This is a genomic window from Halomonas citrativorans, from assembly GCF_900163645.1.
GTDB classification, from domain to species: Bacteria; Pseudomonadota; Gammaproteobacteria; order Pseudomonadales; family Halomonadaceae; genus Vreelandella; species Vreelandella citrativorans.
In genome coordinates this window covers 156,501-178,958 of record NZ_FUKM01000033.1, presented here as the reverse complement: position 1 = coordinate 178,958, position 22,458 = coordinate 156,501, and the positions used below count along the sequence as shown (strand labels likewise).

The window sequence follows — 22,458 nt, the reverse complement described above, 5'->3', positions numbered from 1 at the left end:
CGTGCCGACGAATAGGTACAGAAGGGACACATGACCAACAAACCCACTCCTCGTCCAGGGGGCCGCAGCGCTCGTATTCAGGCTGCCGTTCATCAAGCCGTTCGAGATCTGCAACAAGAGCAAGGCCGGGCCGGGCTTACGGTGCCCGCCATTGCCACACGCGCTGACGTCACCCCCTCGACGATCTACCGTCGCTGGGGTGATCTTGCCCAGTTACTGGCCGACGTTGCCGTCGAACAACTGCAGCCGGAGCAGCCGCCAGCCGATACAGGAAGTGTGCGTAGCGACTTGTTAGCCTGGCTTGTTGAGTACTTTGAGGAAATGTCATCAGCCCCAGGGCGGGCGATGCTCCGCGATGTTCTAGGCACAGAAGGCCATACCAGCGCGGGTAAATGTGATGGCTTCTTGCGTCAGCAGATTGAAGTAATAAACGAACGCGGCCTTGCCAGAGGAGAGCAGCCGATGGATATAGGGCGGGTCACCCAAATAGTGGTGGCGCCTCTGATGTACCGCATCCTGTTTGCCAACGAAACACCAACTGCGCAGGCCATAGAAGCACTTTTCGAACAATTAGTAAGCTCAGCAGATGCTTAATAAAAAAGCCCCGTGTTCTGGATAACACGGGGCTTTTGGCAAGAGCGCTGTTGGGCTCATTACGCCTCGACCGCGGCACGCCCTTTGATAATTGATCGGGCAAGCAGCAGATACGCGACTGAGCCACAGGCGGCCATGGCCAATACAACCGCTTCAAGCGTATGCGGCAGCATGGCAGACAGGGCGCTCAAAATCCCGGCGATACCGAACTGGGCGGCACCCAGAAGCGCGGCGGCGGTACCACTGCTAGTGGGGAAAAACTCCAAAAAGCAGGCCTGAATATTGGGTGAGATCGCCCCTACTGTGCCAATGGTCAGCATCATAGCAAACAGGAAAGCGTACATTGGCCACTCCATAAAGGCAGCCATCACTAGCAATGCAATGCCGACCGCCTGACAGCCCGTTGCCAATTGCAGGATGCGCATCGACGACATCCTGGAAAGCAGTACACGGTTGCAAATATTGAAGAAAAGCATCGCAACGATGTTAGCCGCAAACAGCACCGAAAAACTTGAGGGCGACTGACCAAAGTGCCCCTGATAGATAAAGGAAGCGTAGGTAATGAACATCATCAGGGTGGAAAAGGAGGCAGCCTGCCAAGCGATAAACGGCAAGGCTGGTTTCGTCGACAGCACCAGTTTATAACGTGCCAACAGGCTCATCTTGGGACTTTTCGCTCGCGACACCTTGCCCTTCCCGGAAAAAAGTACTCGCACCAGTAACGGCACCAGCAGCACCGCGTACACCGCCAGGGCAAAGAAAATATAGTGCCAGGAACCCAACGCCAGAATCGCACTACCAACGCTCGGGGCGATACCCGGCGCCAGCACCATGATAAAGCCCATCATCGAGAACAGTTTCGCGGCATCGCGGCCCGCTACCCTGTCGCGTACCAGCGCCGGTACCGATACCAGCGTCAAACCCGCGCCAATGGCCTGAACGGCCCGCCCGCTAAGCAGAGTGTTCAAGGAATCCGCCATGCCGATGACAATACTTGAGAGCGCAAAAATCGCTAACCCGCTCATCAATACACGCTGGCGACCGAAGCGGTCCGAAAGCGCACCGCCAATGAGCTGCCCCACGGCCATCGCGAACACATACACTGAAACGCTTAACGACACGGCCTGCTGAGATATCCCCAGCGACTCGCCAATGACAGGAAAGGCCGGCAGGTACGTATCCATTGAAAACGGACCCAGCATCATGGTCAATGCCAGGCTCAGCACCACAATAAAGGGCGTTTTAGATTGGGTCATAAAAGCTCGCGTAGAAAGGCGTCATGGTCGACAACATCAGCACTATGATACCGACTGACGCCACCACCAGCCAATCGTTGAACATTTTAAGGGCAGCGTGTGCTACTCGCTCATTTTTATCTCTTTAACCACAGCATCCAGGTGGCTTGAATTGATCTCGGCGGGCGAGTTGGCACCGATCAACGTCATAGTGACACGCATGTCGGCGGCGATCAGATCCAGCAGATGGGAAACGCCTTGCTCGCCCCGTGCGGCCAAGGCGTAAACGTAAGCGCGGCCCAGCAGAACGCCTTGAGCGCCTAGCGCCAGCATACGCACCACATCAAGCCCAGAGCGCACACCAGAATCCGCCAGGACCGTCAGTTCATCGCCCACGGCCTCGGCAATATGCGGTAGCGCTTGAGCGGTGGAAATAGCCCCATCCAACTGGCGCCCACCGTGGTTGGAAACCACGATGCCGTCAGCCCCCAAGCGCACCGCATCCCGTGCATCCTCTTTATCCAACAGCCCTTTGATGATCAGCTTGCCCTTCCAACTCTCTCGAATCCACTCAAGCTCGCTCCAGCTAATGGATGGGTCAAAGTTTTTAGCCAGAAAGCCCATGTAGTCGTCCATGTTCATTTCGTGCCCGGTGTAGGCCTCGATGTTACCAAACGACAGCGGCTTGCCTTTAAGCCCGACATCAAACGCCCACTGCGGGTGGGTGATTGCCTGGGCGTACTGGCGCAGCTTGGCATTGGGGCCTGACATACCCGAGCGACGGTCACGGTAGCGCGAACCCGGCAGCGGCATATCCACGGTAAATACCAGCGTTTTCATGCCCGCCTCCCAAGCGCGCTCCAGGGCGTTTTTCATAAAGCCGCGATCTTTCAGCACGTAAAGCTGAGACCACTGCTCGCCGTGGGCATTTTTCGCCACTTCCTCAATCGAGCAAACCGACACCGTGGAAAGCGTATAGGGAATCCCCGCCTTTTCTGCCGCGCGCGCGGCTTGTACTTCACCGCGCCGGGCGTACATGCCCGTGGCACCCACTGGCGCCAGCGCAACCGGCATCTTCCACTGACTGCCTAAAATTTCAGTTTCAAGTGACGGCGTACCGCCGCCCTGCAGCACGCGCTGGCGCAATGGGATGGCCTGTAGCGCCTCCACGTTGCTGCGCAGCGTGCTTTCCGTTACCGAACCGCCATCAAGGTAATCAAACAAAAAACGAGGAACACGCCGCTTGGCGGCTTGCCGGTAATCAGAAGGGCTTGAAATGATCATGAATTCGCCTTAACTCGACACGGGAACGGAGAAGTGACCGTACGTTTGAAACCTTAAATGCTAATCCTCGCTAGCGTACCAAGTTACGTCGCCTCTATAGCTATTCGCTGCGCTGAACTTTAGTCTATGAGCGGTTTGGTTTATGCCCCAGCTCACGCTCATTCATTAGCGCGATGACCCAATCAATGAACACACGTAGCTTGGCGCTTACATGCCGATTGGGCGGAAATGCGATGAACATCGGCATGGGGTCCAAGTGCCACTCTTCGAACAAGGGCACTAACTCACCGCGTGCAACGTGTTCCCGGGCCATGTAATCAGGCAGCAAAATCGTGCCAAGCCCCGCCAAACCTGCCGCAAGCGCTGCATTGCCATCATCGACCGTAATCCTATGGCGCCCCTGGACGCTAACGCTCTCTGTTTCGTGGTAAGGGGTATAGAGGGAAGCCAAACCGGCACGCCACTTGAAGCCGACGATGTAATGAGGCGGGGCAGATAACGCTGACGGATGCAGAGGCACCCCCGCTTTTTGCAGATAACTGGGCGCGGCGTAAACGCCGACGCTCAGTTCCCCTATCCGGCGCGCTACCAACGATAAATCGGTAAGTTCTCCGCCGCGCACTACGCAATCCACGTTTTCGTCAATTAAGTCCACCAAGCGGTCGCTAACGCCCATATCAAGTTGAATATCGGGATACTGTGCGTAGAAATCCGGTAGCGCCGGTATCAAAATCATTCGCGCAAACGGGCTGGGCACATCGACTCTAAGCCGTCCGCGCGGCGACACCACCGCATTGGAGAGGCTGGTTTCAGCATCATCCATATCGGCTAACAGTTTTATAACGCGCTCGTAGTAGGCCGCGCCGTCTGCCGTCGCGTTAACTTTTCGTGTGGTGCGGTTAAGAAGCTTTACCCGCAGCCGTGCCTCTAACTGCTGCACTAACTGGGTCACGCTGGTTTTACTGATTTGCAGCGTTTCAGCGGCCTTGGTAAAGCTGCCCGTCTCGACGACCCGAGCAAATGCCTGCATTGCATTGAAACGGTCCATTACAGCGTTGCCGCCTTGTGATTGTTTGGAAAGTGCAAACAGTGTTGACCAGAATTCTCTGTTTATCCAGCCTGACAGCAGACCTACAGTAGATCACCCAACGGCCAAGCCGGTATTTGAACAACGGATGGAGAAAGAGATATGGCAACACGTAATGCAGTTTATCCTCAAAGCAGACAGGCGCTTTACGAGAAGAATGGCTATTCTGCGGCCATCCGCTCGGGCGACTTGCTATTTGTATCGGGCCAAGTGGGCAGCCGTGAAGATGGTTCGCCCGAGCCGGATTTCGCCGCACAGGTTCAGCTCGCCTTCGACAACTTGCAAAGCGTGCTGGAAGCTGCGGGCGCAAGCTTTGACGATATCGTCGATGTCACAACCTTTCATACGGATCCTGAAGCCCAATTCGCGACCGTGCTGGAAGCCAAGAACCGCGCGTTTCCAGACAAGCCTTACCCCAATTGGACGGCGGTCGGCGTGAATTGGCTGGCAGGCTTCGATTTTGAAATCAAAGTAATTGCGAGACTCTCCAACTAACCAGGAAGATTCACTGTTTTTGAAAACGCGAGGGTGAAGACCGACATTGCAGAAACGCCTAATCGGCATAGAAACGGTTATACGCCCCTTATAGACGACTGGTCTAATCAGGCGTAAGCTAGTGGCTATGAATATGACACCTGTTACCGGCGATGTCCGGCAGCGCATTCTTAACACCGGCCAGGTCATCATTGGCGGCAAAGGGTTCTCGGCGGTAGGTCTTAACGAGATCCTCAAAGCCGCCGAGGTACCTAAAGGCTCCTTTTATCACTACTTCAGCTCCAAAGAAGCGTTTGGCGAAGCACTGCTGGAAGACTACTTCAGTGATTATCTCGCGCAAACTGAAGAACGTCTTACCCAACCGGGCGCTTCCCACGCTGAGCGTTTGCTCAGCTACTGGGCGCACTGGCGGGATACTCAACACCACTGCGACCCCAGCGGTAAATGCCTGGCGGTGAAGCTTGCCGCCGAAGTCAGCGATCTTTCCGAGCGCATGCGCCGCGTGCTGCAACACGGTACTGAGCGCATTATTGCCAGGTTAGCGCAATCAATCGAAGCCGCCGCTGCCGATGGTTCGCTGCCTCAGTCTGTCAACATTCACGGCAGTGCCTTGGAACTGGCTACCACCCTTTACCAGCTATGGCTGGGTGCCAGCCTGCGCGCCAAGATTACCCGTGACCGGGTGCCCCTGGATGCCGCCTTAAAAGCCACCTACGCTCTGTTAAACCTCGATCCCAACCTCTCTCTCACCCAGGAAAGGACGCAATCATGAAAATTCTAGTCGTCGTTACCTCACACGATAAGCTTGGCGATACCGGCAATAAAACCGGCTTCTGGCTCGAAGAGCTGGCCGCGCCTTACTATACGTTTAAAGACGCAGGTGCCGAGCTGACCCTGGCCTCCCCCGCTGGTGGCCAGCCGCCGCTCGACCCCAACAGCAACGTGCCGGATGCTCAAACCGACGCCACCAAGCGCTTCGAGGCCGACAGCGATGCAATGCAAGTGTTGGCAAACACGCACAAGTTGGCCGACGTTGACCTGACTGAATTCGATGCCGTGTTCTACCCAGGCGGCCACGGCCCGCTATGGGACTTGGCCGAAGACGCCACCTCCATCCGCCTGATCGAAGGCGCGATGGCCGCCAACAAGCCGGTCGCCACGGTATGCCACGCCCCCGGCGTGCTGCGCCATGTGAAAGGTAGCGACGGCAAGCCGCTGGTCGCTGGCCGCAAAGTCACCGGCTTCAGCAACAGCGAAGAAGACGCCGTTGGCCTGACGAATGTGGTACCGTTTTTGGTCGAAGATATGCTCAAAGAGAGCGGCGGCCAGTACAGTAAAGGCGATGACTGGAGTTCTTACGTACTCGTCGACGGCCTGCTGATTACCGGCCAAAACCCCGGTTCGTCTGAAGCCACCGCCCAAGCACTGTTGAAGAAGCTTTCCTGATAATTACCCAAGGAGAATGGAATGCCGGCTTATGTTGTACTGACCCGTGAACGCACCCACGACGCCAAGGAGATGGAGCAATACGCCAACAAGGCTAAAGCCGCCCGCGAAGGCCACGACCCGAAACCGCTCGCCTTCTACGGCGATTTTGAAGTAATGGAAGGCAGCGACATGGAAGGCGCGGTAATTCTACGCTTCCCCGACATGGCTGCCGCCCGCGCTTGGTACCAAAGCGACGCCTACCAGGAAGCCCGTAAACACCGCTTCCAGGGTGCGGACTACCGTGTATTTATTGTGGATGGGGTTGAAGAGGCGTAAAAGCCTTTTGTAGTAGTGCTTAGAAGCAGCAAGGGACGTTCGTGGTTTAACGAACGGCCCTTCTATCTTTTTACGCCCTATCCCTCCCCTCGCTTCCAGCCAGATGTTTCTGGCAGACCGAAGATATGCTGGCCTGCTTAGTGCAAAGAACACCCACCCAATAACCGCTTGGCTGATCTTGAACAGCGCAAGCCCAGCATTAGATTACCGCTCAGTAACTATTCTCATATTTTTAACCTTAATCCTTTAATAATTACCGCTCGGTAATTCCATAGCAGGCTCCCATCCCTACTAATGATACTTCAGCCCCCCAATAATGGTGGGAAGTAGCTGACTGATTCCTCCCTCAGGAACGCGCGTCACTCTCGCAGCAAATCAATGAATGCTCGCAAGCTGGGCGGTACATGCCGGTTGTTGGGATAGTAAAGATACAGGCCGGGTATGTGAGGGCACCAATCCTCAAGCACCGTTACTAGCTTTTCATCGCGAAGATAGGCGTGAGCATAGGGTTCCGGTACATAGGCAATGCCTAATCCAGCCACTGCCGCCTCCACCATCAACTGACTGCTGTCCAGCGTCATAACACCAGGCACGTCAACCAACACATCCTGACCATATTGCTGGAATTCCCAACGGTAAAGTTTCCCGCTGGGCAACCGCTGCCTTATGCACTGATGCATGGCGAGTTGGTCGGGCGTTTCAGGAATCGGTTTGCCGTTTAAATAGCCAGGAGAAGCAACGGCAAGAAAACGTATCTCACCCCCTACAGGAATAGCGATCATATCCTTGGGGACGGCCTCCCTTAACCTTACGCCCGCATCAAAGCCCTGCTTCACAATATCTACTAGCCGCCCTTCCGCGACCAGATCAAGCTCGACGCTATCGTAAAGCGTTAGAAACCGGGGCACGGTACGTTGCAGTAACAGGCGAATAGCCGCTTCGCTACCGTTAATGCGTAATCTTCCCGTTACCTTACCTTCATGACTCGATGCCTCTTCCAGAAGGGTATCCAGCTCACCTAGCAACGGATTCAAGCGCAGGAGTAAACGCTCGCCACTCTCGGTTAGCGAGACACTCCGCGTGGTTCGGTGTAAAAGCCGCGTGCCCAATCTTCGTTCAAGGGTGCGTACAGTGTGGCTAAGTGATGACCGGCTAACGCCCATCAGGTCAGCAGCACGGCGAAAGCTACGATGTTCAGCCACCGCTTTAAAGGCGTTAAGATCGGTTAACGTTGGCTTACTCATTGGTGAACATCCTTCACTACTTCATCTCAATTGTTGAGTATTTTATTAACAGTATTACTGGCCTAACCTATCTCTTGCAACGCTCAATCAACTCACAGGAGATAATTCATGGCTAAAACCTGGCTTATTACAGGCACCTCTACCGGCCTTGGCCGCCTTCTTACCGAATATCTACTTGAACGCGGCGACCGTGTCGTGGCCACGCTACGGCGCAACGGCGCCCTGGACGACTTGCAGGCCAAGCACGGTAACCGTTTACAGGTAGTTAACTTCGATGTTACCGATACACGGGCAATGAGAGAGGCGGTGTCGCAAGCATTTTCAACGTTCGACCGAATTGATGTAGTCGTCAGCAACGCGGGATATGGAGTTTTTGGCGCCGCCGAAGAAGCAAGTGACGAACAGATCGAGCGACAAATAGCGACCAACCTCACAGGCTCGATCCAATTGATTCGTGCGGTACTGCCTCATCTACGCGAGCAAGGGGGCGGACGTATCGTGCAAGTATCGTCAGAAGGCGGTCAAATCGCCTACCCATGCTTCAGCCTTTACCATGCCACCAAATGGGGAATTGAGGGGTTTGTCGAGTCGGTTGCTCAGGAGGTAGCGCCCTGGGGTATTGATTTCATTATTGCCGAACCAGGCCCCACCGCCACCCAGTTTGCGGATGCGCTGGACCGCACGCAGACGATGTCGATATATGAAGAGACGCCAGCGGGCGAGATTCGTCGTGCGTTAGCTTCTGGTGCTTTCACTATTAAAGGCGATGCGACAAAAACCGTTAATCTCATCATCGAAACAGTCGATATGTCCACTCCCCCATTACGGCTAGCATTAGGCAGCACGGCCTATCACTCCATTAACCAAGCGCTAACGCAAAGGCTCAATGTATTGGAGGCAGGTAAGGAGGTAACCCTGTCTGCCGATATGGATGAGTTCATCGAGCAGGCGCTGCGCGCCATATCTGACGCGTAAAAAAAGAACACGCCTCTAGCCAGCGATAGTGGGATTGTTTCTTTTGAGGTGGCGCGGGTAATCAGCTTTCTTTTATCAGCTAGGCTCTCCACGACTTAGTCAACTTGCAAGAATACCCGGCATACAGCACTTTCACTGCCATGTTTCACTCTTCCAGATATTCACCATTCAGTAATAAACGGAACTATGTTTTTCCCGCAGCGACCACAGGTGGCGTGATTGGGTTAGGAGGCGATGAACGTAGCAGTGTAGCCAGAGCAAGTGACAAAATACTCACCCAAAACACTAAGTGAAATCCGCTAATATGGGCAAGCACATGTGATTCTCGAGTGAGCACTTGTGCAATACCCGACAACCCTATGCTGGATAAACTTTCAACAACGACAGGATCTCCTCCTTGCAAATACATACTTAGTGATGCACGGCTCGTATCCCCTGCCATCCGTAACCAAGTCGACATAACGGCGCCTGCCACTACCGGGGTCATTACACGAGCGATCGGAATATAAGCACCCAGCGCTATCGTATGCTGCGGATTAATATTGGTGACAAAAGCAGCAATCAAACCAATCAGCATAATGCTCTCACCCAGAGCCTGGAAAATAAGCATGGAGATAAACTGCTCCGTTCTCCAGCTATGATTGATGCCGCCCCCCACCCATGCAACAACGGCGATCGCCGTGAGCCCTAGAATAATCAGTAACCGTGCCTCTATCCGTCGAGCTAGAAAGATGGCCAACGGTATCGAGGCCAAATAAGCGCCGAACGCAGCGAAAGTGGCAGTACTAACCTGCAGTGGCTTGAGATTTCCCATTTCTTGAATAAATGTTGGAATAAGCAGTGAAGTAGGTGTCATCAAAACACCAAATAAGCAGGCAATCACCATGCAGATTCTGACATTCCAGTTGCTCAGCCCGATAAGCTCGCCAAACTTGCCCCCCTTACTTATCACTGCTCGCACAACGGCAGAGGAAAAAAGAATACCCCCACCTACTAAAGCGGAAACGACGAAACCAGAGTCCCACCATCCCAATCGCTCAGCCGATTCAAGACCCATAAAAATCAGCACTAATCCACTACAGAATAGTCCCATGCCTCCCCAATCTACCTGATGCCATTTTTCATGATCGATAGGTGACAGAGGTATCGCTTTCCACGCCAGCAGAGCAATCAGTGGTGCGACAATGCTCGCGGCCCAGTAAACCCAGTGCCAACTGATCTCTTCCACGAGAAATCCAGAGATGCCTACCCCCGCATCCATTCCCGTTGAGACACGCAGGCTGTAGGCAGCCATGGCCATCAGCCAAAAATGTGGCTGTAGATTGCGCAGTGCCAAAGAGATCGTTAGAGGGAGGTAAACCCCCAAGCATAGCCCTGTGACGGAGTGCAGAATAAGCAGCATGGGATAGTTCTGCGCAAATACGGGAATCAACAAGGTTGCCAGCCCCAGAACGAGACTGGGAGTGACCAATACACGCGTCGGGCCGATTACCGTGGCTAGCCAAGGGACAATCGGCATGGTAATCAGTTGGGCGCCATTCAGCGCGGTCCCCAACCAAGCAGCCTCTAGTACATCCAACCCAAACTGGCCACGCAGGTCGGGCAAGGCCATGGAAAACAGCCGCCCCTGCAAGGTGGTAAGTACTGCTCCCAGAAAAATGGCCATTACCGTCAGGATGGGCCGCGGCCGAGAGGCATTGGAAAGCATGCCCACGAGCTTCATCATTACCCTTCTCCATGACGAGCCACAAGGCTTGCCACCTCTGAAGAGATGGACGGATAGGGTGTTATTAGTTTTCCACCGGTATTGATATCAGTTTTAACTGACATCCCTGGCCGTAGCGCCGAGATAGTCTCCTGCCCAGGTTCCAGTTCAATACGAACCGGTATTCGCTGCACAACCTTGGTAAAATTCCCTGAAGCATTGTCAGCGGGCAATAATGCGGTTTCAGCACCGCTCATAGGAGCAATTTCCGCTACACGGCCATGTAACTTTATCCCGGGCAATGCATCGACAGTCAGCTCAACTGGATGACCATTTCTCACACGTGCGAGCTGCGTTTCCTTATAGTTGGCGATGATGTAAGGCCGCGCTGATGGGACAAGAGAAACAATTTGTGTTCCAGTGGTGACCAGGCTGCCACGCTGAACCTTCAGCTTGCCAATGACACCATCGAAAGGTGCTACGATCCGCGTATAGTCAAGATCATGGCGAGCAGCTTCGAGATCAGCGGTGGCTGCATCCAACTCGGCTCGACGGACGGCCCTTTGGCCTTCCAAAACACTCAACGAAGTGTTTGCTAACTCTAATTCTGCAACCGCCTCCTCATGTTGACTTTCAGCGTGCTCCAAGTCTGCCTGGGCTCTTTCAAAAACTTGACGGGATAATGCTCCCTCCTGAACCAGCTCAGACTGGCGTTCTGGGCTGGTTCGATACTGGCGCGCCCTTACCTCGGCCGCGCGCACTTTGGCCTGAGTTTGCTCAATGCGTGCAAGCTGCTGGGCTAACTCTCTATCCAGGTTCTCCAACTCAGCCTGGGCCTTGGCTTGGGCCGCTTCTCTGGAAGAGATCCTGAGCCGAATATCGGCATCATCAATCTGAGCAATAATGTCACCCGCCTGGACGGCTTGATAATCACCGACGGGTAATACATTGATATACCCCGAGATCCTGGCACTTAGTATCGCGAAATTCGATTTTACAAAGGCATTTTGAGTGGTTTGTATCGTTCGATTACTTGTCCAGTGACGCCAATGTGTTGTAACCATTACCACCAACACGAAAATGGCAATACATCCGACCCATGGTGCCAAACGCAGAGCCCAGGACCGCCGCTTACCTACTTCAGACGTACTCATGATGACTTACCCGTAAAATGCATGGTTGAGTTTGAGGTATCGAAACCGCCACCCAAAGCGCGGTTGAGTTCGGCATCAAGCACCAAGGCTCGCGATCTTATATCCGCTTGCTGTTTACGCGCTTGAAGTAGGGCATTCTGGGCATTCAACACGGTCAGATAGTTAGTCAAACCCGACGCGTACTGCCGCTTGGCTAGATCAAATGCTGTACGTCTAGTCGTCAGGACTCGCTCTTGAGCTTGAAGCTGTGGCTCCAGCGCACCCAGCGAGACCATTTGATTCGCTGCATCACGAACAGCCGTCAGCAACACGTGGTTGTAGGTTTCAACGGCGACATCAAGATCCGATACACGCTCTTTTAGATGAGCACGCAATCGGCCAGCATCGAAAATAGGTAAACTGATGGCAGGTTCAATACTGTAGGTGCGGCTACCAGCATCCAGCCAGTCAGATAGCCCCACAGAAAGATCTTGCCGAGCCAAACCTGCGAAAGCATGCAAGTTAATATTGGGATAAAAATCGGCCTTGGCGATTTCAATGCCTTGGGTGGCCGCTTCCACGCGCCAGCGCGCCGCCACGACATCGGCACGCTGCCCGATCAATTCAGCAGGTATAAAGGGCGGCAAGAAGGTGCCCTGTGTTGGCTCCAGGTCTGGTACCGCATCGGCCAACGCATTCATCGGCAGCCCTGCCAAGGCTGCTAATGTGTTTCGCTGCAAGCCGATCTGTTCGTCGAGCTCAGCAATATCACGTTCCGTAGCGGGCAAATCACCCTCGGCTTGCCAGCGCTCAACCTCGGTGTCGAGCCCCGCCTTAACTCGAGACTCGACAATACGCAGAGTCTGAGTGCGCAACTCGAGAGCGTTCTCAGCTAACTTTTTCACCTCTAGTAATCTGGATAGCTCAAACCAACTCTCGGCTATCTGACTTGTGAGTAAGATCTTTGCGTCTTGCACCTCGGCTTGCCGTGCTGCCGTCTCCCCCAGCGCTACCTTCAAGGCAGCACGCTGGCGCCCCCAGAAATCGAAGGTATAGCGAGCTTCAACCCCAAGAACATACGTCGATCCATAGTGCCCCGCCAAAGGTGCGCCAACATCGTATTGCTCTGCATAACGTTTACGCGTTGCACGAGCATTTCCGTCCACGTTGGGCCCATGTTCCGCACCGGCTTGATCGGCAACAGCCGCCGCTTGAGAGACCCGTATTTGCGCCAACCGTATGTCAGGACTCTGGGCAAGCGCTTGATCTATCAACGCATTCAAACCGGCGTCATGATATCGCTCCCACCAATGCGGTGATGGCCGATGCCACCCTGTATCCACCGCCCCAAATGATTTCGGGGTATTCAAAGCGGACTGGGGATCTTCTATATCCCCCATGCTGGCACAACCCGAAAGCGTGACTGCGAGCATAAGGTTCCAGAGGTATTTCATGGTCAACACCAATCTAACGCTGTTAGGCAGTAGTGCGTCATGCTAGACTAACAGTGTTAGATGTCAACCTCTGCAGAGCAAGAACATGAGAGAAAGAACATGGCGACAAAAGCACCTCGAATCGAGCGATCCAGGGTCATCGAGACCGCACTGTCACTACTTGACCGATATGGGATTGAAGGACTGACGATGCGCAAGCTGGCACAAGCGCTTCAGATACAGGCACCTTCGCTGTATTGGCATTTCGAAAATAAGCAGTCACTTATCGACGGTATGGCCGACGCCTTGGTTGACGCTGTTGCAAAGGATCTACCTGAAGCACAGCCATGGGAGGACCGTGTTCACCAAGTCGCCGTAGAACTTCGGCTAGCGCTGTTACGACACCGCGATGGCGCAAGAGTGTTTGCTGGCACCTATGTCGTTACCGACAACGTGTTGCGCACTGGCGAAGCCATGATCTCAGCTTTTATACAAGCAGGTGCAAATGCAGAGCTAGCCGCCACCTCCAGTTTCACGGTGACCTACTATGTCTTGGGCCTCGTGATGGAGGAGCAAGCACTGGGTCCCGAGAGCAATCTGGACCTGGCTGCACGCAAGCAGACTTTTCTCGACTCAGCGCGAGAGAAATATCCACATAGCTGGGCCGCACGCGAGGCGATCTTTTCAGAAGATTTCGACAATCGTTTTGCAACGGGCTTGGATTTACTCATCGCAGGAATTAAGCAACGAATCACCTCTCCTCATCATCGGCTGTAATCATTCAGAGGATTGTTATATGCATATCGACACCAGCCACTTTCCACGCGTTTGGATATCTTCTATTGGATCCTCCAATTGGGAATCACAATTGGATAGTTTGCTGCACCAAAGCGAACAGTTCGTCCTATTGACACGCGAGGTGCCGAACCGGGATCAGGAAGTCGATAAGGAAGAAAGAAAGCGCTTTTCCCTATGGCTCAAGCGCAACCGGGAACACCTCAAGCGTGTGTGTGCGGGTAACATCGTCATCGTCAAAAGCCCAGCCGTAGCGCTATCTCTGCGTGTCGCCTTGGCACCTCTGGGCAAGGCATTCGGCTATCCAGTACGAGCCGCAGTAGAGGATTCAATTGAGAGTGAAATTAATAATTTACTAGAGGCGCGATGACTTAGCCCATCCGGATATTCACCACAAAAACAAGTATTACTAGCTGACCGGCCTTTCGACTCGATACAGGGCGAGTTCCAACTTCCAGTTTCATGCACCGCATCTTCCTGTCTGCAACGTATGCTCATTCAGAATACTAAAGGGCTTCACTATCCTGATTTTAATAATGCTAGCGAATTTGGAGAAATAGGCAAAATTCTTCGAGGTTCCGGCTGCGTACTCTTTCACCATATTCGCAATAATTGCGAGGTGTTACACAAATACATAGTGGAGGTGAAGCATGTCGAGTATCGCTATCGTTACAGGTGGGAGCCGAGGCCTCGGCCGAAATACTGCGCTCAGCATTGCCCACAAAGGCAGCGATGTAATCCTGACCTACCATAGCGGCCGAGAAAACGCCGAGGCAGTGGTTCAGGAAATTGAGGGGCTAGGCCGTAGGGCCATTGCTCTGCAATTAGATACAGTAGATATCGCCAGTTTCCCGCAGCTTGTCGATCAGCTACGAAAAGTGCTGAATGACATATGGCAACGCGAGACGTTCGATCATTTAGTGAACAATGCCGGCCATGGAGATATGGCTCCTATTACCGAAACCACCCCGGAACAGTTTGACCGATTGGTTGATGTACATTTCAAAGGGGTATTTTTCCTCACACAATCTTTACTGCCACTAATGGCTAACGGTGGACGAATCGTAAACCTGTCTTCCGGTCTGACCACAAGTACATTCCCGGGCTTCTCTGCTTATTCGGCAGTCAAAGGGGCTGTGGAAGTACTCTCCCGATATATGGCGAAGGAATTTGGTGAACGAGGAATAGCGGTAAATACCGTTGCGCCCGGCGCTATCGAAACCGACTTTCTAGGGGGCGCCGTAAGGGATACCCCGGACCTTAACAAAGTGTTCGCTGATATGACTGCACTTGGCCGCGTCGGAGTACCCGATGATATCGGGCCTATGATTGCTAGCCTACTATCCGACGACAATCGCTGGGTGAACGGGCAACGGATTGAAGTATCCGGCGGGCAAGGTATCTGATCAGAATAGTTTCGCTAGGTACATGCATGTAGCTAACCAACAGCCTGCCTTTACGGCAGGCTTTTTATGTTAGTGTCCGGACTGAAAAATCGTAAATTTTTCTCTGTGAGCAACGGCCGAACTGTTAATTTTATTTGGTATGAAGCACTTTCTTAGCGGATTCCTTATCCCGGCTTGGTGACAAGCCAAACAGGCGTCGATACTCCCTTGAAAATTGAGAAACGCTCTCGTAACCCACGTCAAAGGCTGCACTGCTTGCAGACAGACCTCTCGACACCATAAGTCGGCGGGCCTCAATAAGTCGAAGTTGTTTCTGGAACTGCAATGGCGAGAGCAACGTCACAGCACGGAAGTGCTGATAAAAAGACGAGACGCCCATCCCCGCTTCAGCGGCAAGCTGTTCCACCGGTAGTGTCTTCCTGAAATCGGCGCGAAGAATAGCAACTGAACGGGAGATTCGCTGCTCACGACTTTCTGGGGCTCCGAGGCGCCGAATGGCTTCTCCATGGCGGCCAGACAACAGCCAATAGTGCATCTCTCGCACCAGTTGGCTATGTAGCACCGGCAGAGACTCAGGGCGATCCAGAAGTTTCATCAAACGCAGTGCCGTATCCTGCACATCCGTATCAGTCGCATCGTAACGTACGGCGGCTCCGTTCACCCTCGGTACCATTTTCATATCCAGTACCAAATCGCTAATTACCACCGGATCGAGATCCAGCACAAGTGCCATATAGGGCTTATCGGTACTGGCGTGCGTAATCTGGCTGACCGTTGGGACATCGGCCGTGATCAACAGCGAGTTTCCTGCCTCGAAATTGTAGGTCTCCTTTCCCAACGTGACGAGCTTCGTGCCTTGCAATATCAAGCAGATAAGCGGGTTGGGAATGGCATGTTGCAGATCGCTTGGTTTGGTCGAGCGAATAATCGTCAATCCGGAAACCGGTGTTTGCGCGAGGCCCACAGTATCTGCATGTGCATCCAAATATCGACGCACTATATCTATAAGGTTTGTATTCATGAACCGATAGTAGTTGGAGTCGATAATCAGGACCAACCGGCTTATAGGATTAGCAAAGTCAGTGAACCGATGATCACAGGCTGTCGCCTAAAATAATATTAAATCCGGCATTTTCCTAGGCTAATTGAGACAAACATTATTACTCACACCAGCCATTCACCAAATCAATAGATAGCCATACCAACTATCCATTAGACAAATAATGCGCACAGGATAAAGCTAGCGGGGTAATCCCAACCGGAGTATTCCCATGTCGAAAACACTTGTACTACTTTTCCATCCTGATATTGCGAGCTCGCATGCCAACGCAGCCCTTTCCACTGCCGCCTCCCAAATCGATGATGTCGAAATCTTCGACGTACAGCGAGCTTACCCCAATGGCGAGATTGACACCGGTGCCGAGGTGCATCGTTTGTTGGCCGTGGACCGGGTCGTCCTGCAGTACCCTATGCAGTGGTACGCTACCCCGCCGATATTGAAAGCATGGCTAGATGCCGTGCTAACGCGACTGTTCTACATTAACTACGAGTCGGAGGGGCGCAGGCTACGAGGCATGCCCATAATGGTCTCGGTGACCGCAGGCAATACGCCCGACGCTTATAGCAAGGGCGGGCGTAATATGTTCACCATGCTTGAGCTACTTGCCCCGATTCGCGCGACAGCCCACCGTTGTGAGCTGACCTGGAGCAACCCTTTTATCGTCTACCGTGCCAATCAGCTGTCTCTGGACGAGCTCAAGACCGAAGGGGCCCGTTATGCAGAGGTATTAAAATCCTGGATTGCATCACCCGAGCCACAGGAGGTTTGAGTGATGAGTGAGTTAAATAGTCATGTTACCAATTCCTCGCAAAAGATTCCTCGCTGGTATCCCCTACTAGCTGGGGTCTTTCCATGTGGTGTTTTAGGACAATTTCTTATCGCTGGCGGTGCATTATATCGCTGCTGCGATGCCTTCTGTTTGAAAGAGGCATCGCAGCGTTTCGGTCACATGTTGTACGACCAAATCGCCATCTCTTCGCGCATGCCAAGCTAAATGTAGACTGAAGCCTGGCACCGGGATGGGCGGCTCGAAAATCGCTAGGGCTTGGGTGTCAGAAAGACAATTTATAGGTGTGGTAGCAATCATATCCGTTGCTCTAAGCAAGGGCTCGATCATGGTGAAATTCGGTACAACAGCACCGACATGACGAGCTTTTCCTTGTTGGGCTAACACTCCTTCCAGAGACCCGCGTATATCCCCTTCACCGGAAACAACGATATGTGGCCAGGCCAGCCACTCATCCACGTTAAATTTCTGAACGGCAGGATGCGAGGCCCGCATGGCCACAACATAGCCCTCATACCCAATTTCCTGACGATGGAATTTTGGAGGCAGCGCAGAAAATGTTGATATCGCAATATCAGCCTCACCATTTTCCAGACGATGCAGAGCATCCTTGCTGCTGCGCCATGGCAATAGCACTAAATTCACTTTTGGAGCGCTGGTACTTAACCTGGTTAAAAGGTGGGTCATAACCGTAAGGCCTGGTTGATCTGCCATTATCAAGCGGACCGTTTGGCGAACTTGCGTCAATTTAGCTTGCGGTGTCTCTACGACAGCCGATATGGCAAGCAGTGCTTGGGACAACGGTTCTTTTAGCGACTGGGCTTTCGCCGTTAATCGCATTTCACCTGCAATATGCTCCAATAAAGGATCATCAAAAACATGTCGGCACCTGTCTAGTGCGTTACTAGTGGCAGGTTGCGAAAGCGCGAGACGACGTGCTGCTCGTGTTACGTGTTGCTCCTCTAACAGAGCATGCAAGATAACCAGAAGATTGAGGTCCAAAGCGCGCAGGTTGGCCATATCATTTACCAGTTCCAAAAGAGCCAGCTAGTTTCATCAATATTATTGCTCTTTATCTTGCTGCCAAGAGAGATAACTATCTCCCCACTCTTTCATGGCGTTGAGCACAGGGGAAAGAGTAAACCCAAGCTCGGTCAGCGAGTATTCGACGCGTGGTGGAACTTCGGCAAACACTTCTCGAGAGATAATACCGTGCGATTCAAGCTCTCGAAGTTGCAATGTCAACGACCGCTGCGTGATGCCACCGATAAGCTTGCGAAGCTCTCCAAATCTTTTGGTTCCGCTGAGTAGATAGTAAATGATCAGCGGTTTCCATTTGCCGCCAGCAACCGCAACGGTCGCTTCAACAGTGCATCGGTACTCATGACCTTCGTTCTTCACCCGTTACACTCTCGCCATTAGTATAAAATATATCCCTACATATCAAAACAGTGCCTACTTTTCAATTATCCCCTAGTACCTAGAATATCTTTTCCGCAGTGGCTAGCGCTTTGCTGCGCACTTTTACCTGAAAAGATGGATGGTGCACCCTGATGAAAGCAGCTTACTATGAAGCCCAAGGCAGCGCTCGTGATTTGAGGTGACACAGATAATCAGCTTTCTTTCAACAGTATAAAATGCTCGATCAGTCGAATCATCAGCGTTTTTTGACCGGGTAGGCTCTCCGCGACTAATAGCGCCAGCGCCAGCGCCACCAGAGTGTTGTCGTTGATCAACTGCTCGACGGGCCGGGCCAATAGGGCCGCGTTGCGGCGCAGGTACCATAAAAACAGAAACGATCCACAGCGCTTGTTACCGTCGGCCAATAGTAGCCAAAGCCGATGTCAAACCATCGCCTCGCACCTGCCCAAACAGCTCGGTTGCCTCACCTTTGGTGATTAAGGTGTGCTTTAGGCTTTCAAGGCTTCTTCCAATCCCAGCGACTGCATATCAGATTGCTTGATATTTAATTCAGCTAATTGCTGTTCATCGTAGCTTTGCAACAAGCTCCAAGAGCGCGCGTAATCGCTGATCACCGGGCGACGGCTTCGACTTCTGTTGAGACCAAACCTTGATTGGTTAAGGTGCGGCTGAGCAAACTTACCGCCTGCTCGAACTCTATTCCTCGCTCGGTTAAGCGTTGCTGGTTCAGAGTGTAGCCATGCACCAAATGGTCTTTTAATACTTGAGTTGCCCACTTGCGGAAATGAGTGGCACGCTTCGAGCTAACCCGATAACCAACAGAAATAATGGCATCAAGGTTGTAGTATTTGGTGCGGTATCGCTGCCCATGCTCAGCCATATGTTCCAGAATGGAACATGTGCTGTTTTCATCCAGCTCTTTACTCTTATAGATATTACTTAAGTGTTTGGTGATTGCAGGGCGCTTGGTGTTAAACAGCTCAGCCATCTGCGCTTGGCTTAGCCAAACAGTCTCTTGCTCCAGCGTCACCTCAAGGTGTGCTTGCCCATCTTCACTGGTGAATATCTGTATTTGCTGATCATTCATAAGTGTTGCCCCAGGTTTACATCAAGCGCCACGCACCTCCAAAACATGCACTTGCCAAGCAAGCATCACTCAATGCAGCAATATTCACCTTTACACACCAAAGCAAATACTCAAGCGCACCTGCTATAAGAGGTTAAGTAAACCTTAATACAGCAACTGTTTATTCATACAGAATAAGCCACATGATCTCTGCACCGTAACAGTAAGCACCTAACACCTGCCCCGACTAAAAACGATTTGGCAGTAGCAATCGTGGGAGCCTGGCTCAATTCAATGCATAAAAACCATCACCACCAGCACCATTGTCAGCAATAGCAGGTACACCTTGGCATGAATACGGTCAGGGATGCGCCCGATCCAGACTGACGCCAGGCGGATACCGAGCCATGAGCCTACCGCAAGTACCAGCAAGGCACGCAGATCCACATAACCGGCATACCAGTTTCCTAACGCTGAGTGATTTGCCGACAGCAACACATATGTCGCGGTGCCACTCACTGCCATGGGCAACGACAACGGATTGGCCATGGCGGTGGCCGCCGTCATGCTCGCGCCTCTTCGCCGCATAAGCGGTACGGTCATTACACTGCCACCCACGCCCAGCAAAGCAGCCACCGCACCAATCAGTGTACCCACCATTGCCGTTACCCCACGCCCCATAGGGCGCACATCACTCCCTGACTGACGCAGAAAACCGGGCCGCAGAATAGCATCCGCAATCGTAATACCCAGATAGCCGATAAACGCCCAGCGCACCCATTCGCCACTTAACGATACTGCCACTGCCGCGCCGAGCACCGCCCCCATGGCGATATAGCCGACTAACGGACGCACTAGATGCCACTGCACGGTCTGTCGCCGATGATGACGCCATGTTGCCATTGAAGCCGCGAAGATCATCAGCGCCGTCGAGGTCGCCACCGCGATATGCATGGCTGCCATACCCGCCGCGCTATCTGGCCCATGGACGGCAATCAGTAAGGTATACAGCAAGGGAACCACTACAAACCCACCACCGAAGCCGAACAACACGGTGGTGACGCCCGCCAAACCGCCACAAAGAAGTAATACGCTATACACCGCCACTCTCCTGATGAAATTCAACAGCAGGGAGAATATGCCGACTAGAACTGGCTGACCTTCGATTTTTGGACAACAATCATCGCATTTCGGCCAGAATAACGATTATGCTCAATACTCTTTTATCCGACGTGGATCACGTGGCACGGCCCATGGTGGCCATCGGCACTGATTACAGCCCCGGTACGCTTCTTGACTTTCATGCCCATCGCCGCGCCCAGTTTCTCTATGGCATGACAGGCGTGATGGAAGTCAATACGGATGACGGCACCTGGATGGTGCCGCCCTATAGCGGAGTCTGGCTGCCTGCGGGCAAGCGCCACCAAGTACGTATGAACGGGGTGAGCACCCGAAGCCTGTATATCGAGCCCCGTGTCTCGCCACGCACGACTTGCAGTTGTGAGGTGCTGGTCGTGACGCCCCTGTTGCATCACCTGCTGCTGGCTTCCGCCCATCTACCCGCGCTCTATGATGAAAATGGCCGCGACGGCGCCCTGGCGCAACTACTCCTATACGAGCTGCAACAGGCTCAGGCCCTGCCGCTGTTTGCGCCCCTGCCCCATGACCCTCAACTAGCCAACCTGTGCCGAGCGTTTCTCGGCCAGCCACATATACACAGCCCTCCCGAGGACTGGGCCCGGCAGATGCATCGCAGCCAGCGCACCTTCAATCGCCTATTCCGTCAGCAGACCGGCATGTCCTTTGCCGTATGGCGTCAACAGGCCTGCCTGATGGCCGCCCTTCCCAGGCTGCTGTCCGGTAGTTCCGTTACTCGCACCGCGCTGGAACTCGGCTACGACAGCCCAGCCGCTTTCTCCAGTATGTTTCGTAAGGTGCTTGGCCAAACTCCCACCGCTTTTGTTAGGGCGGCGAATCGTCAGTTGGAAGAGTAGCTGGCACGCCTACTGATCAGTTGTTCGACTTCTTGCTGGTCGCCTTTTACGGCGACTTTGAAGTAATGGAAGGCGCGGTAACTCTGCGTTTTTCCGGCATGACCGCCGCCCGCGCCTGGTCCCAAGGCAGCACCTATCAAGAAGCCCGCAAGAGCAGCCTCCTCCTTCACCATTTAAGGCAAGGGGTTCTCATTGGGCACAGCAGCTTGGGGGCTAAAATACGCGAGACAATTAGACCAGTGTTCAACAGTCCTGCTGTCTCTGTGGTAATACTTTTTAAGGCATGGTTTCACGCAAGGTGTCACAACTCGCTTTGAGCAGCTCGACTGTTGATTCGACTTTATCATCGGTTAATCGGGTGATTAATGCAGAAACGGATATTGCGCCGCGCATTACTCCATGCCGGTCGAGTACCGGCAGCGCTATGGCAGCAACATCCGGGTCTCGTTCGCCCTTCGAGAAGGCATAGCCTTTGGTACGGATATCATCGTAGAACGCGCCTTCTTCCCCACTAAACGCTAAAAGAACGCGGCCTGTCGCCCCCCGTTCGATAGGTAGCAATGCCCCTTCATCCAGATGGTGCCGGGCAGGCTTTGGCGAGTTCAGCCGATAAAGGCACATGCGCTGGTTACCCAAGCGGATAAAGAACGATGCCGTTTCCTGAGTTTGCCCTACCAATTTAGTCAACTGTGGACGAATAAGCTCGCCCATATCTCCTGTATGACGGAATAGATTTCCTAACCGCCATAGGCTGGGCCCCAAAGCATACGTGCCATCGCCTTCACGAACGATATATCCAAAGCGCTCCAAGGATCCTATCAGCCGAAGAATAGTGCTTTTATAAAGCCCCGTACGCTCCGCTAACGTAACGAGCGACAGCGATCTCTCCTGATCTGTAAACGCTTCCAGGATCGTTAAAGCACGCTCAACGGCTTCTACTCGATTTTGCTTTTGGACCAAGCTACACCTCCACTGCATA

General features: G+C 53.1%; 25 protein-coding genes. 11 read left to right on the top strand and 14 right to left on the bottom strand.

Features of this window, described 5'->3' with window-relative positions; all coding sequences use genetic code 11:
* Positions 1 to 30 precede the first annotated feature (30 nt).
* Positions 31 to 594, top strand: coding sequence for a TetR/AcrR family transcriptional regulator (locus tag CZ787_RS08405; RefSeq protein ID WP_087108102.1), 564 nt, complete (start codon positions 31 to 33; stop codon positions 592 to 594).
* A 59-nt stretch (positions 595 to 653) separates the two neighbouring features.
* Here the strand turns inward: CZ787_RS08405 and CZ787_RS08400 are convergent, their stop codons facing one another.
* From CZ787_RS08400 to CZ787_RS08390, 3 genes are all read right to left on the bottom strand, one after another.
* The gene (locus tag CZ787_RS08400; protein ID WP_087108100.1) at positions 654 to 1,850 is read right to left on the bottom strand and encodes a Bcr/CflA family efflux MFS transporter; all 1,197 of its coding nucleotides are present in this window, start codon (positions 1,848 to 1,850) and stop codon (positions 654 to 656) included.
* A gap of 102 nt (positions 1,851 to 1,952) precedes the next feature.
* Positions 1,953 to 3,113, bottom strand: coding sequence for an FMN-dependent L-lactate dehydrogenase LldD (gene lldD / locus CZ787_RS08395; protein ID WP_087108098.1), 1,161 nt, complete (start codon positions 3,111 to 3,113; stop codon positions 1,953 to 1,955).
* A 124-nt stretch (positions 3,114 to 3,237) separates the two neighbouring features.
* The gene (locus tag CZ787_RS08390) at positions 3,238 to 4,161 is read right to left on the bottom strand and encodes a LysR family transcriptional regulator (protein ID WP_087108096.1); all 924 of its coding nucleotides are present in this window, start codon (positions 4,159 to 4,161) and stop codon (positions 3,238 to 3,240) included.
* A gap of 141 nt (positions 4,162 to 4,302) precedes the next feature.
* Between CZ787_RS08390 and CZ787_RS08385 the strand changes: the two genes are divergently transcribed.
* From CZ787_RS08385 to CZ787_RS08370, 4 genes are all read left to right on the top strand, one after another.
* Positions 4,303 to 4,695 carry a RidA family protein gene (locus CZ787_RS08385; RefSeq protein WP_087108093.1) on the top strand — a complete coding sequence of 131 codons (393 nt, stop codon included), beginning with the start codon at positions 4,303 to 4,305 and terminating at the stop codon, positions 4,693 to 4,695.
* A gap of 127 nt (positions 4,696 to 4,822) precedes the next feature.
* A complete protein-coding gene (locus CZ787_RS08380) occupies positions 4,823 to 5,467 on the top strand; it encodes a TetR/AcrR family transcriptional regulator (RefSeq protein ID WP_087108091.1) in 645 nt (214 codons plus the stop codon).
* On the top strand, positions 5,464 to 6,141 hold the full coding sequence (locus CZ787_RS08375; RefSeq protein ID WP_087108089.1) for a type 1 glutamine amidotransferase domain-containing protein: 678 nt from the start codon (positions 5,464 to 5,466) through the stop codon (positions 6,139 to 6,141). The genes CZ787_RS08380 and CZ787_RS08375 overlap by 4 nt, the downstream gene beginning before the upstream one ends.
* Before the next feature lie 21 nt (positions 6,142 to 6,162).
* Complete coding sequence (locus CZ787_RS08370; protein WP_087108087.1) at positions 6,163 to 6,459, top strand: DUF1330 domain-containing protein; 297 nt, start codon at positions 6,163 to 6,165, stop codon at positions 6,457 to 6,459.
* A 359-nt stretch (positions 6,460 to 6,818) separates the two neighbouring features.
* Here the strand turns inward: CZ787_RS08370 and CZ787_RS08365 are convergent, their stop codons facing one another.
* Positions 6,819 to 7,703 (bottom strand): LysR family transcriptional regulator, encoded by an 885-nt coding sequence (locus CZ787_RS08365; protein ID WP_087108085.1) that lies wholly within the window; start codon positions 7,701 to 7,703, stop codon positions 6,819 to 6,821.
* Positions 7,704 to 7,811: 108 nt separating this feature from the next.
* On the opposite strand from CZ787_RS08365, the gene CZ787_RS08360 reads away from it, so the two are divergent.
* Entirely contained in the window at positions 7,812 to 8,678 is an 867-nt protein-coding gene (locus CZ787_RS08360) for an SDR family oxidoreductase (protein ID WP_087108083.1), read from the top strand.
* 184 nt (positions 8,679 to 8,862) lie between these two features.
* On the opposite strand, the gene CZ787_RS08355 is transcribed toward CZ787_RS08360, so the two are convergent.
* Genes CZ787_RS08355 through CZ787_RS08345 form a run of 3 tightly spaced genes read right to left on the bottom strand, consistent with a single transcriptional unit; the run spans position 8,863 to position 12,970 of the window.
* On the bottom strand, positions 8,863 to 10,404 hold the full coding sequence (locus CZ787_RS08355; protein ID WP_217883862.1) for an MFS transporter: 1,542 nt from the start codon (positions 10,402 to 10,404) through the stop codon (positions 8,863 to 8,865).
* On the bottom strand, positions 10,404 to 11,537 hold the full coding sequence (locus tag CZ787_RS08350) for an HlyD family secretion protein (RefSeq protein ID WP_087108081.1): 1,134 nt from the start codon (positions 11,535 to 11,537) through the stop codon (positions 10,404 to 10,406). The genes CZ787_RS08355 and CZ787_RS08350 overlap by 1 nt, the downstream gene beginning before the upstream one ends.
* Positions 11,534 to 12,970, bottom strand: a complete 1,437-nt coding sequence (locus CZ787_RS08345) for an efflux transporter outer membrane subunit (RefSeq protein WP_087108079.1) — start codon at positions 12,968 to 12,970, stop codon at positions 11,534 to 11,536. Before CZ787_RS08345 ends, CZ787_RS08350 begins: the two co-directional genes overlap by 4 nt.
* Positions 12,971 to 13,069: 99 nt before the next feature.
* Here CZ787_RS08345 and CZ787_RS08340 point away from each other — a divergent pair, with 99 nt between their 5' ends.
* The 3 genes from CZ787_RS08340 to CZ787_RS08330 all read left to right on the top strand — a co-directional run bounded on the left by CZ787_RS08340 (position 13,070) and on the right by CZ787_RS08330 (position 15,150).
* On the top strand, positions 13,070 to 13,726 hold the full coding sequence (locus CZ787_RS08340; protein ID WP_087108077.1) for a TetR/AcrR family transcriptional regulator C-terminal domain-containing protein: 657 nt from the start codon (positions 13,070 to 13,072) through the stop codon (positions 13,724 to 13,726).
* Between the two features lie 19 nt (positions 13,727 to 13,745).
* Complete coding sequence (locus tag CZ787_RS08335; RefSeq protein WP_087108075.1) at positions 13,746 to 14,114, top strand: hypothetical protein; 369 nt, start codon at positions 13,746 to 13,748, stop codon at positions 14,112 to 14,114.
* Positions 14,115 to 14,394: 280 nt separating this feature from the next.
* Entirely contained in the window at positions 14,395 to 15,150 is a 756-nt protein-coding gene (locus tag CZ787_RS08330; RefSeq protein ID WP_087108073.1) for an SDR family NAD(P)-dependent oxidoreductase, read from the top strand.
* A 130-nt stretch (positions 15,151 to 15,280) separates the two neighbouring features.
* Here the strand turns inward: CZ787_RS08330 and CZ787_RS08325 are convergent, their stop codons facing one another.
* Positions 15,281 to 16,135 carry an AraC family transcriptional regulator gene (locus tag CZ787_RS08325; protein WP_225733682.1) on the bottom strand — a complete coding sequence of 285 codons (855 nt, stop codon included), beginning with the start codon at positions 16,133 to 16,135 and terminating at the stop codon, positions 15,281 to 15,283.
* A 286-nt stretch (positions 16,136 to 16,421) separates the two neighbouring features.
* Here CZ787_RS08325 and CZ787_RS08320 point away from each other — a divergent pair, with 286 nt between their 5' ends.
* Positions 16,422 to 16,979, top strand: a complete 558-nt coding sequence (locus CZ787_RS08320; RefSeq protein WP_087108069.1) for an NAD(P)H-dependent oxidoreductase — start codon at positions 16,422 to 16,424, stop codon at positions 16,977 to 16,979.
* 123 nt (positions 16,980 to 17,102) lie between these two features.
* On the opposite strand, the gene CZ787_RS08315 is transcribed toward CZ787_RS08320, so the two are convergent.
* The 5 genes from CZ787_RS08315 to CZ787_RS08300 all read right to left on the bottom strand — a co-directional run bounded on the left by CZ787_RS08315 (position 17,103) and on the right by CZ787_RS08300 (position 20,586).
* On the bottom strand, positions 17,103 to 18,017 hold the full coding sequence (locus CZ787_RS08315; protein ID WP_087108407.1) for a LysR family transcriptional regulator: 915 nt from the start codon (positions 18,015 to 18,017) through the stop codon (positions 17,103 to 17,105).
* 42 nt (positions 18,018 to 18,059) lie between these two features.
* Positions 18,060 to 18,398 (bottom strand): winged helix-turn-helix transcriptional regulator, encoded by a 339-nt coding sequence (locus tag CZ787_RS08310; protein WP_087108067.1) that lies wholly within the window; start codon positions 18,396 to 18,398, stop codon positions 18,060 to 18,062.
* A 212-nt stretch (positions 18,399 to 18,610) separates the two neighbouring features.
* Entirely contained in the window at positions 18,611 to 18,823 is a 213-nt protein-coding gene (locus tag CZ787_RS18945; protein ID WP_217883861.1) for a hypothetical protein, read from the bottom strand.
* Positions 18,824 to 19,029: 206 nt separating this feature from the next.
* Complete coding sequence (locus CZ787_RS18940; protein WP_217883860.1) at positions 19,030 to 19,506, bottom strand: virulence RhuM family protein; 477 nt, start codon at positions 19,504 to 19,506, stop codon at positions 19,030 to 19,032.
* Positions 19,507 to 19,776: 270 nt separating this feature from the next.
* Positions 19,777 to 20,586 carry a sulfite exporter TauE/SafE family protein gene (locus CZ787_RS08300; protein WP_087108065.1) on the bottom strand — a complete coding sequence of 270 codons (810 nt, stop codon included), beginning with the start codon at positions 20,584 to 20,586 and terminating at the stop codon, positions 19,777 to 19,779.
* A gap of 107 nt (positions 20,587 to 20,693) precedes the next feature.
* Here CZ787_RS08300 and CZ787_RS08295 point away from each other — a divergent pair, with 107 nt between their 5' ends.
* Entirely contained in the window at positions 20,694 to 21,479 is a 786-nt protein-coding gene (locus CZ787_RS08295; RefSeq protein WP_087108063.1) for an AraC family transcriptional regulator, read from the top strand.
* Between the two features lie 276 nt (positions 21,480 to 21,755).
* On the opposite strand, the gene CZ787_RS08285 is transcribed toward CZ787_RS08295, so the two are convergent.
* Entirely contained in the window at positions 21,756 to 22,439 is a 684-nt protein-coding gene (locus CZ787_RS08285; RefSeq protein ID WP_217883859.1) for an IclR family transcriptional regulator, read from the bottom strand.
* Between the last annotated feature and the right edge of the window lie 19 nt (positions 22,440 to 22,458).

Bases quoted from the DNA above. Each gene is read 5' to 3' on its own strand.
- CZ787_RS08355 (WP_217883862.1), bottom strand. From the start codon at position 10,404: ATGATGAAGCTCGTGGGCATGCTTTCCAATGCCTCTCGGCCGCGGCCC.
- CZ787_RS08320 (WP_087108069.1), top strand. From the start codon at position 16,422: ATGTCGAAAACACTTGTACTACTTTTCCATCCTGATATTGCGAGCTCG.
- lldD (WP_087108098.1), bottom strand. From the start codon at position 3,113: ATGATCATTTCAAGCCCTTCTGATTACCGGCAAGCCGCCAAGCGGCGT.
- CZ787_RS08340 (WP_087108077.1), top strand. From the start codon at position 13,070: ATGGCGACAAAAGCACCTCGAATCGAGCGATCCAGGGTCATCGAGACC.
- CZ787_RS08380 (WP_087108091.1), top strand. From the start codon at position 4,823: ATGAATATGACACCTGTTACCGGCGATGTCCGGCAGCGCATTCTTAAC.
- CZ787_RS08365 (WP_087108085.1), bottom strand. From the start codon at position 7,703: ATGAGTAAGCCAACGTTAACCGATCTTAACGCCTTTAAAGCGGTGGCT.
- CZ787_RS08345 (WP_087108079.1), bottom strand. From the start codon at position 12,970: ATGAAATACCTCTGGAACCTTATGCTCGCAGTCACGCTTTCGGGTTGT.
- CZ787_RS08330 (WP_087108073.1), top strand. From the start codon at position 14,395: ATGTCGAGTATCGCTATCGTTACAGGTGGGAGCCGAGGCCTCGGCCGA.
- CZ787_RS08360 (WP_087108083.1), top strand. From the start codon at position 7,812: ATGGCTAAAACCTGGCTTATTACAGGCACCTCTACCGGCCTTGGCCGC.
- CZ787_RS08385 (WP_087108093.1), top strand. From the start codon at position 4,303: ATGGCAACACGTAATGCAGTTTATCCTCAAAGCAGACAGGCGCTTTAC.
- CZ787_RS08295 (WP_087108063.1), top strand. From the start codon at position 20,694: ATGCTCAATACTCTTTTATCCGACGTGGATCACGTGGCACGGCCCATG.
- CZ787_RS18940 (WP_217883860.1), bottom strand. From the start codon at position 19,506: ATGAATGATCAGCAAATACAGATATTCACCAGTGAAGATGGGCAAGCA.
- CZ787_RS08400 (WP_087108100.1), bottom strand. From the start codon at position 1,850: ATGACCCAATCTAAAACGCCCTTTATTGTGGTGCTGAGCCTGGCATTG.
- CZ787_RS08350 (WP_087108081.1), bottom strand. From the start codon at position 11,537: ATGAGTACGTCTGAAGTAGGTAAGCGGCGGTCCTGGGCTCTGCGTTTG.
- CZ787_RS08370 (WP_087108087.1), top strand. From the start codon at position 6,163: ATGCCGGCTTATGTTGTACTGACCCGTGAACGCACCCACGACGCCAAG.
- CZ787_RS08405 (WP_087108102.1), top strand. From the start codon at position 31: ATGACCAACAAACCCACTCCTCGTCCAGGGGGCCGCAGCGCTCGTATT.
- CZ787_RS08335 (WP_087108075.1), top strand. From the start codon at position 13,746: ATGCATATCGACACCAGCCACTTTCCACGCGTTTGGATATCTTCTATT.
- CZ787_RS08375 (WP_087108089.1), top strand. From the start codon at position 5,464: ATGAAAATTCTAGTCGTCGTTACCTCACACGATAAGCTTGGCGATACC.
- CZ787_RS08315 (WP_087108407.1), bottom strand. From the start codon at position 18,017: ATGGCCAACCTGCGCGCTTTGGACCTCAATCTTCTGGTTATCTTGCAT.
- CZ787_RS08390 (WP_087108096.1), bottom strand. From the start codon at position 4,161: ATGGACCGTTTCAATGCAATGCAGGCATTTGCTCGGGTCGTCGAGACG.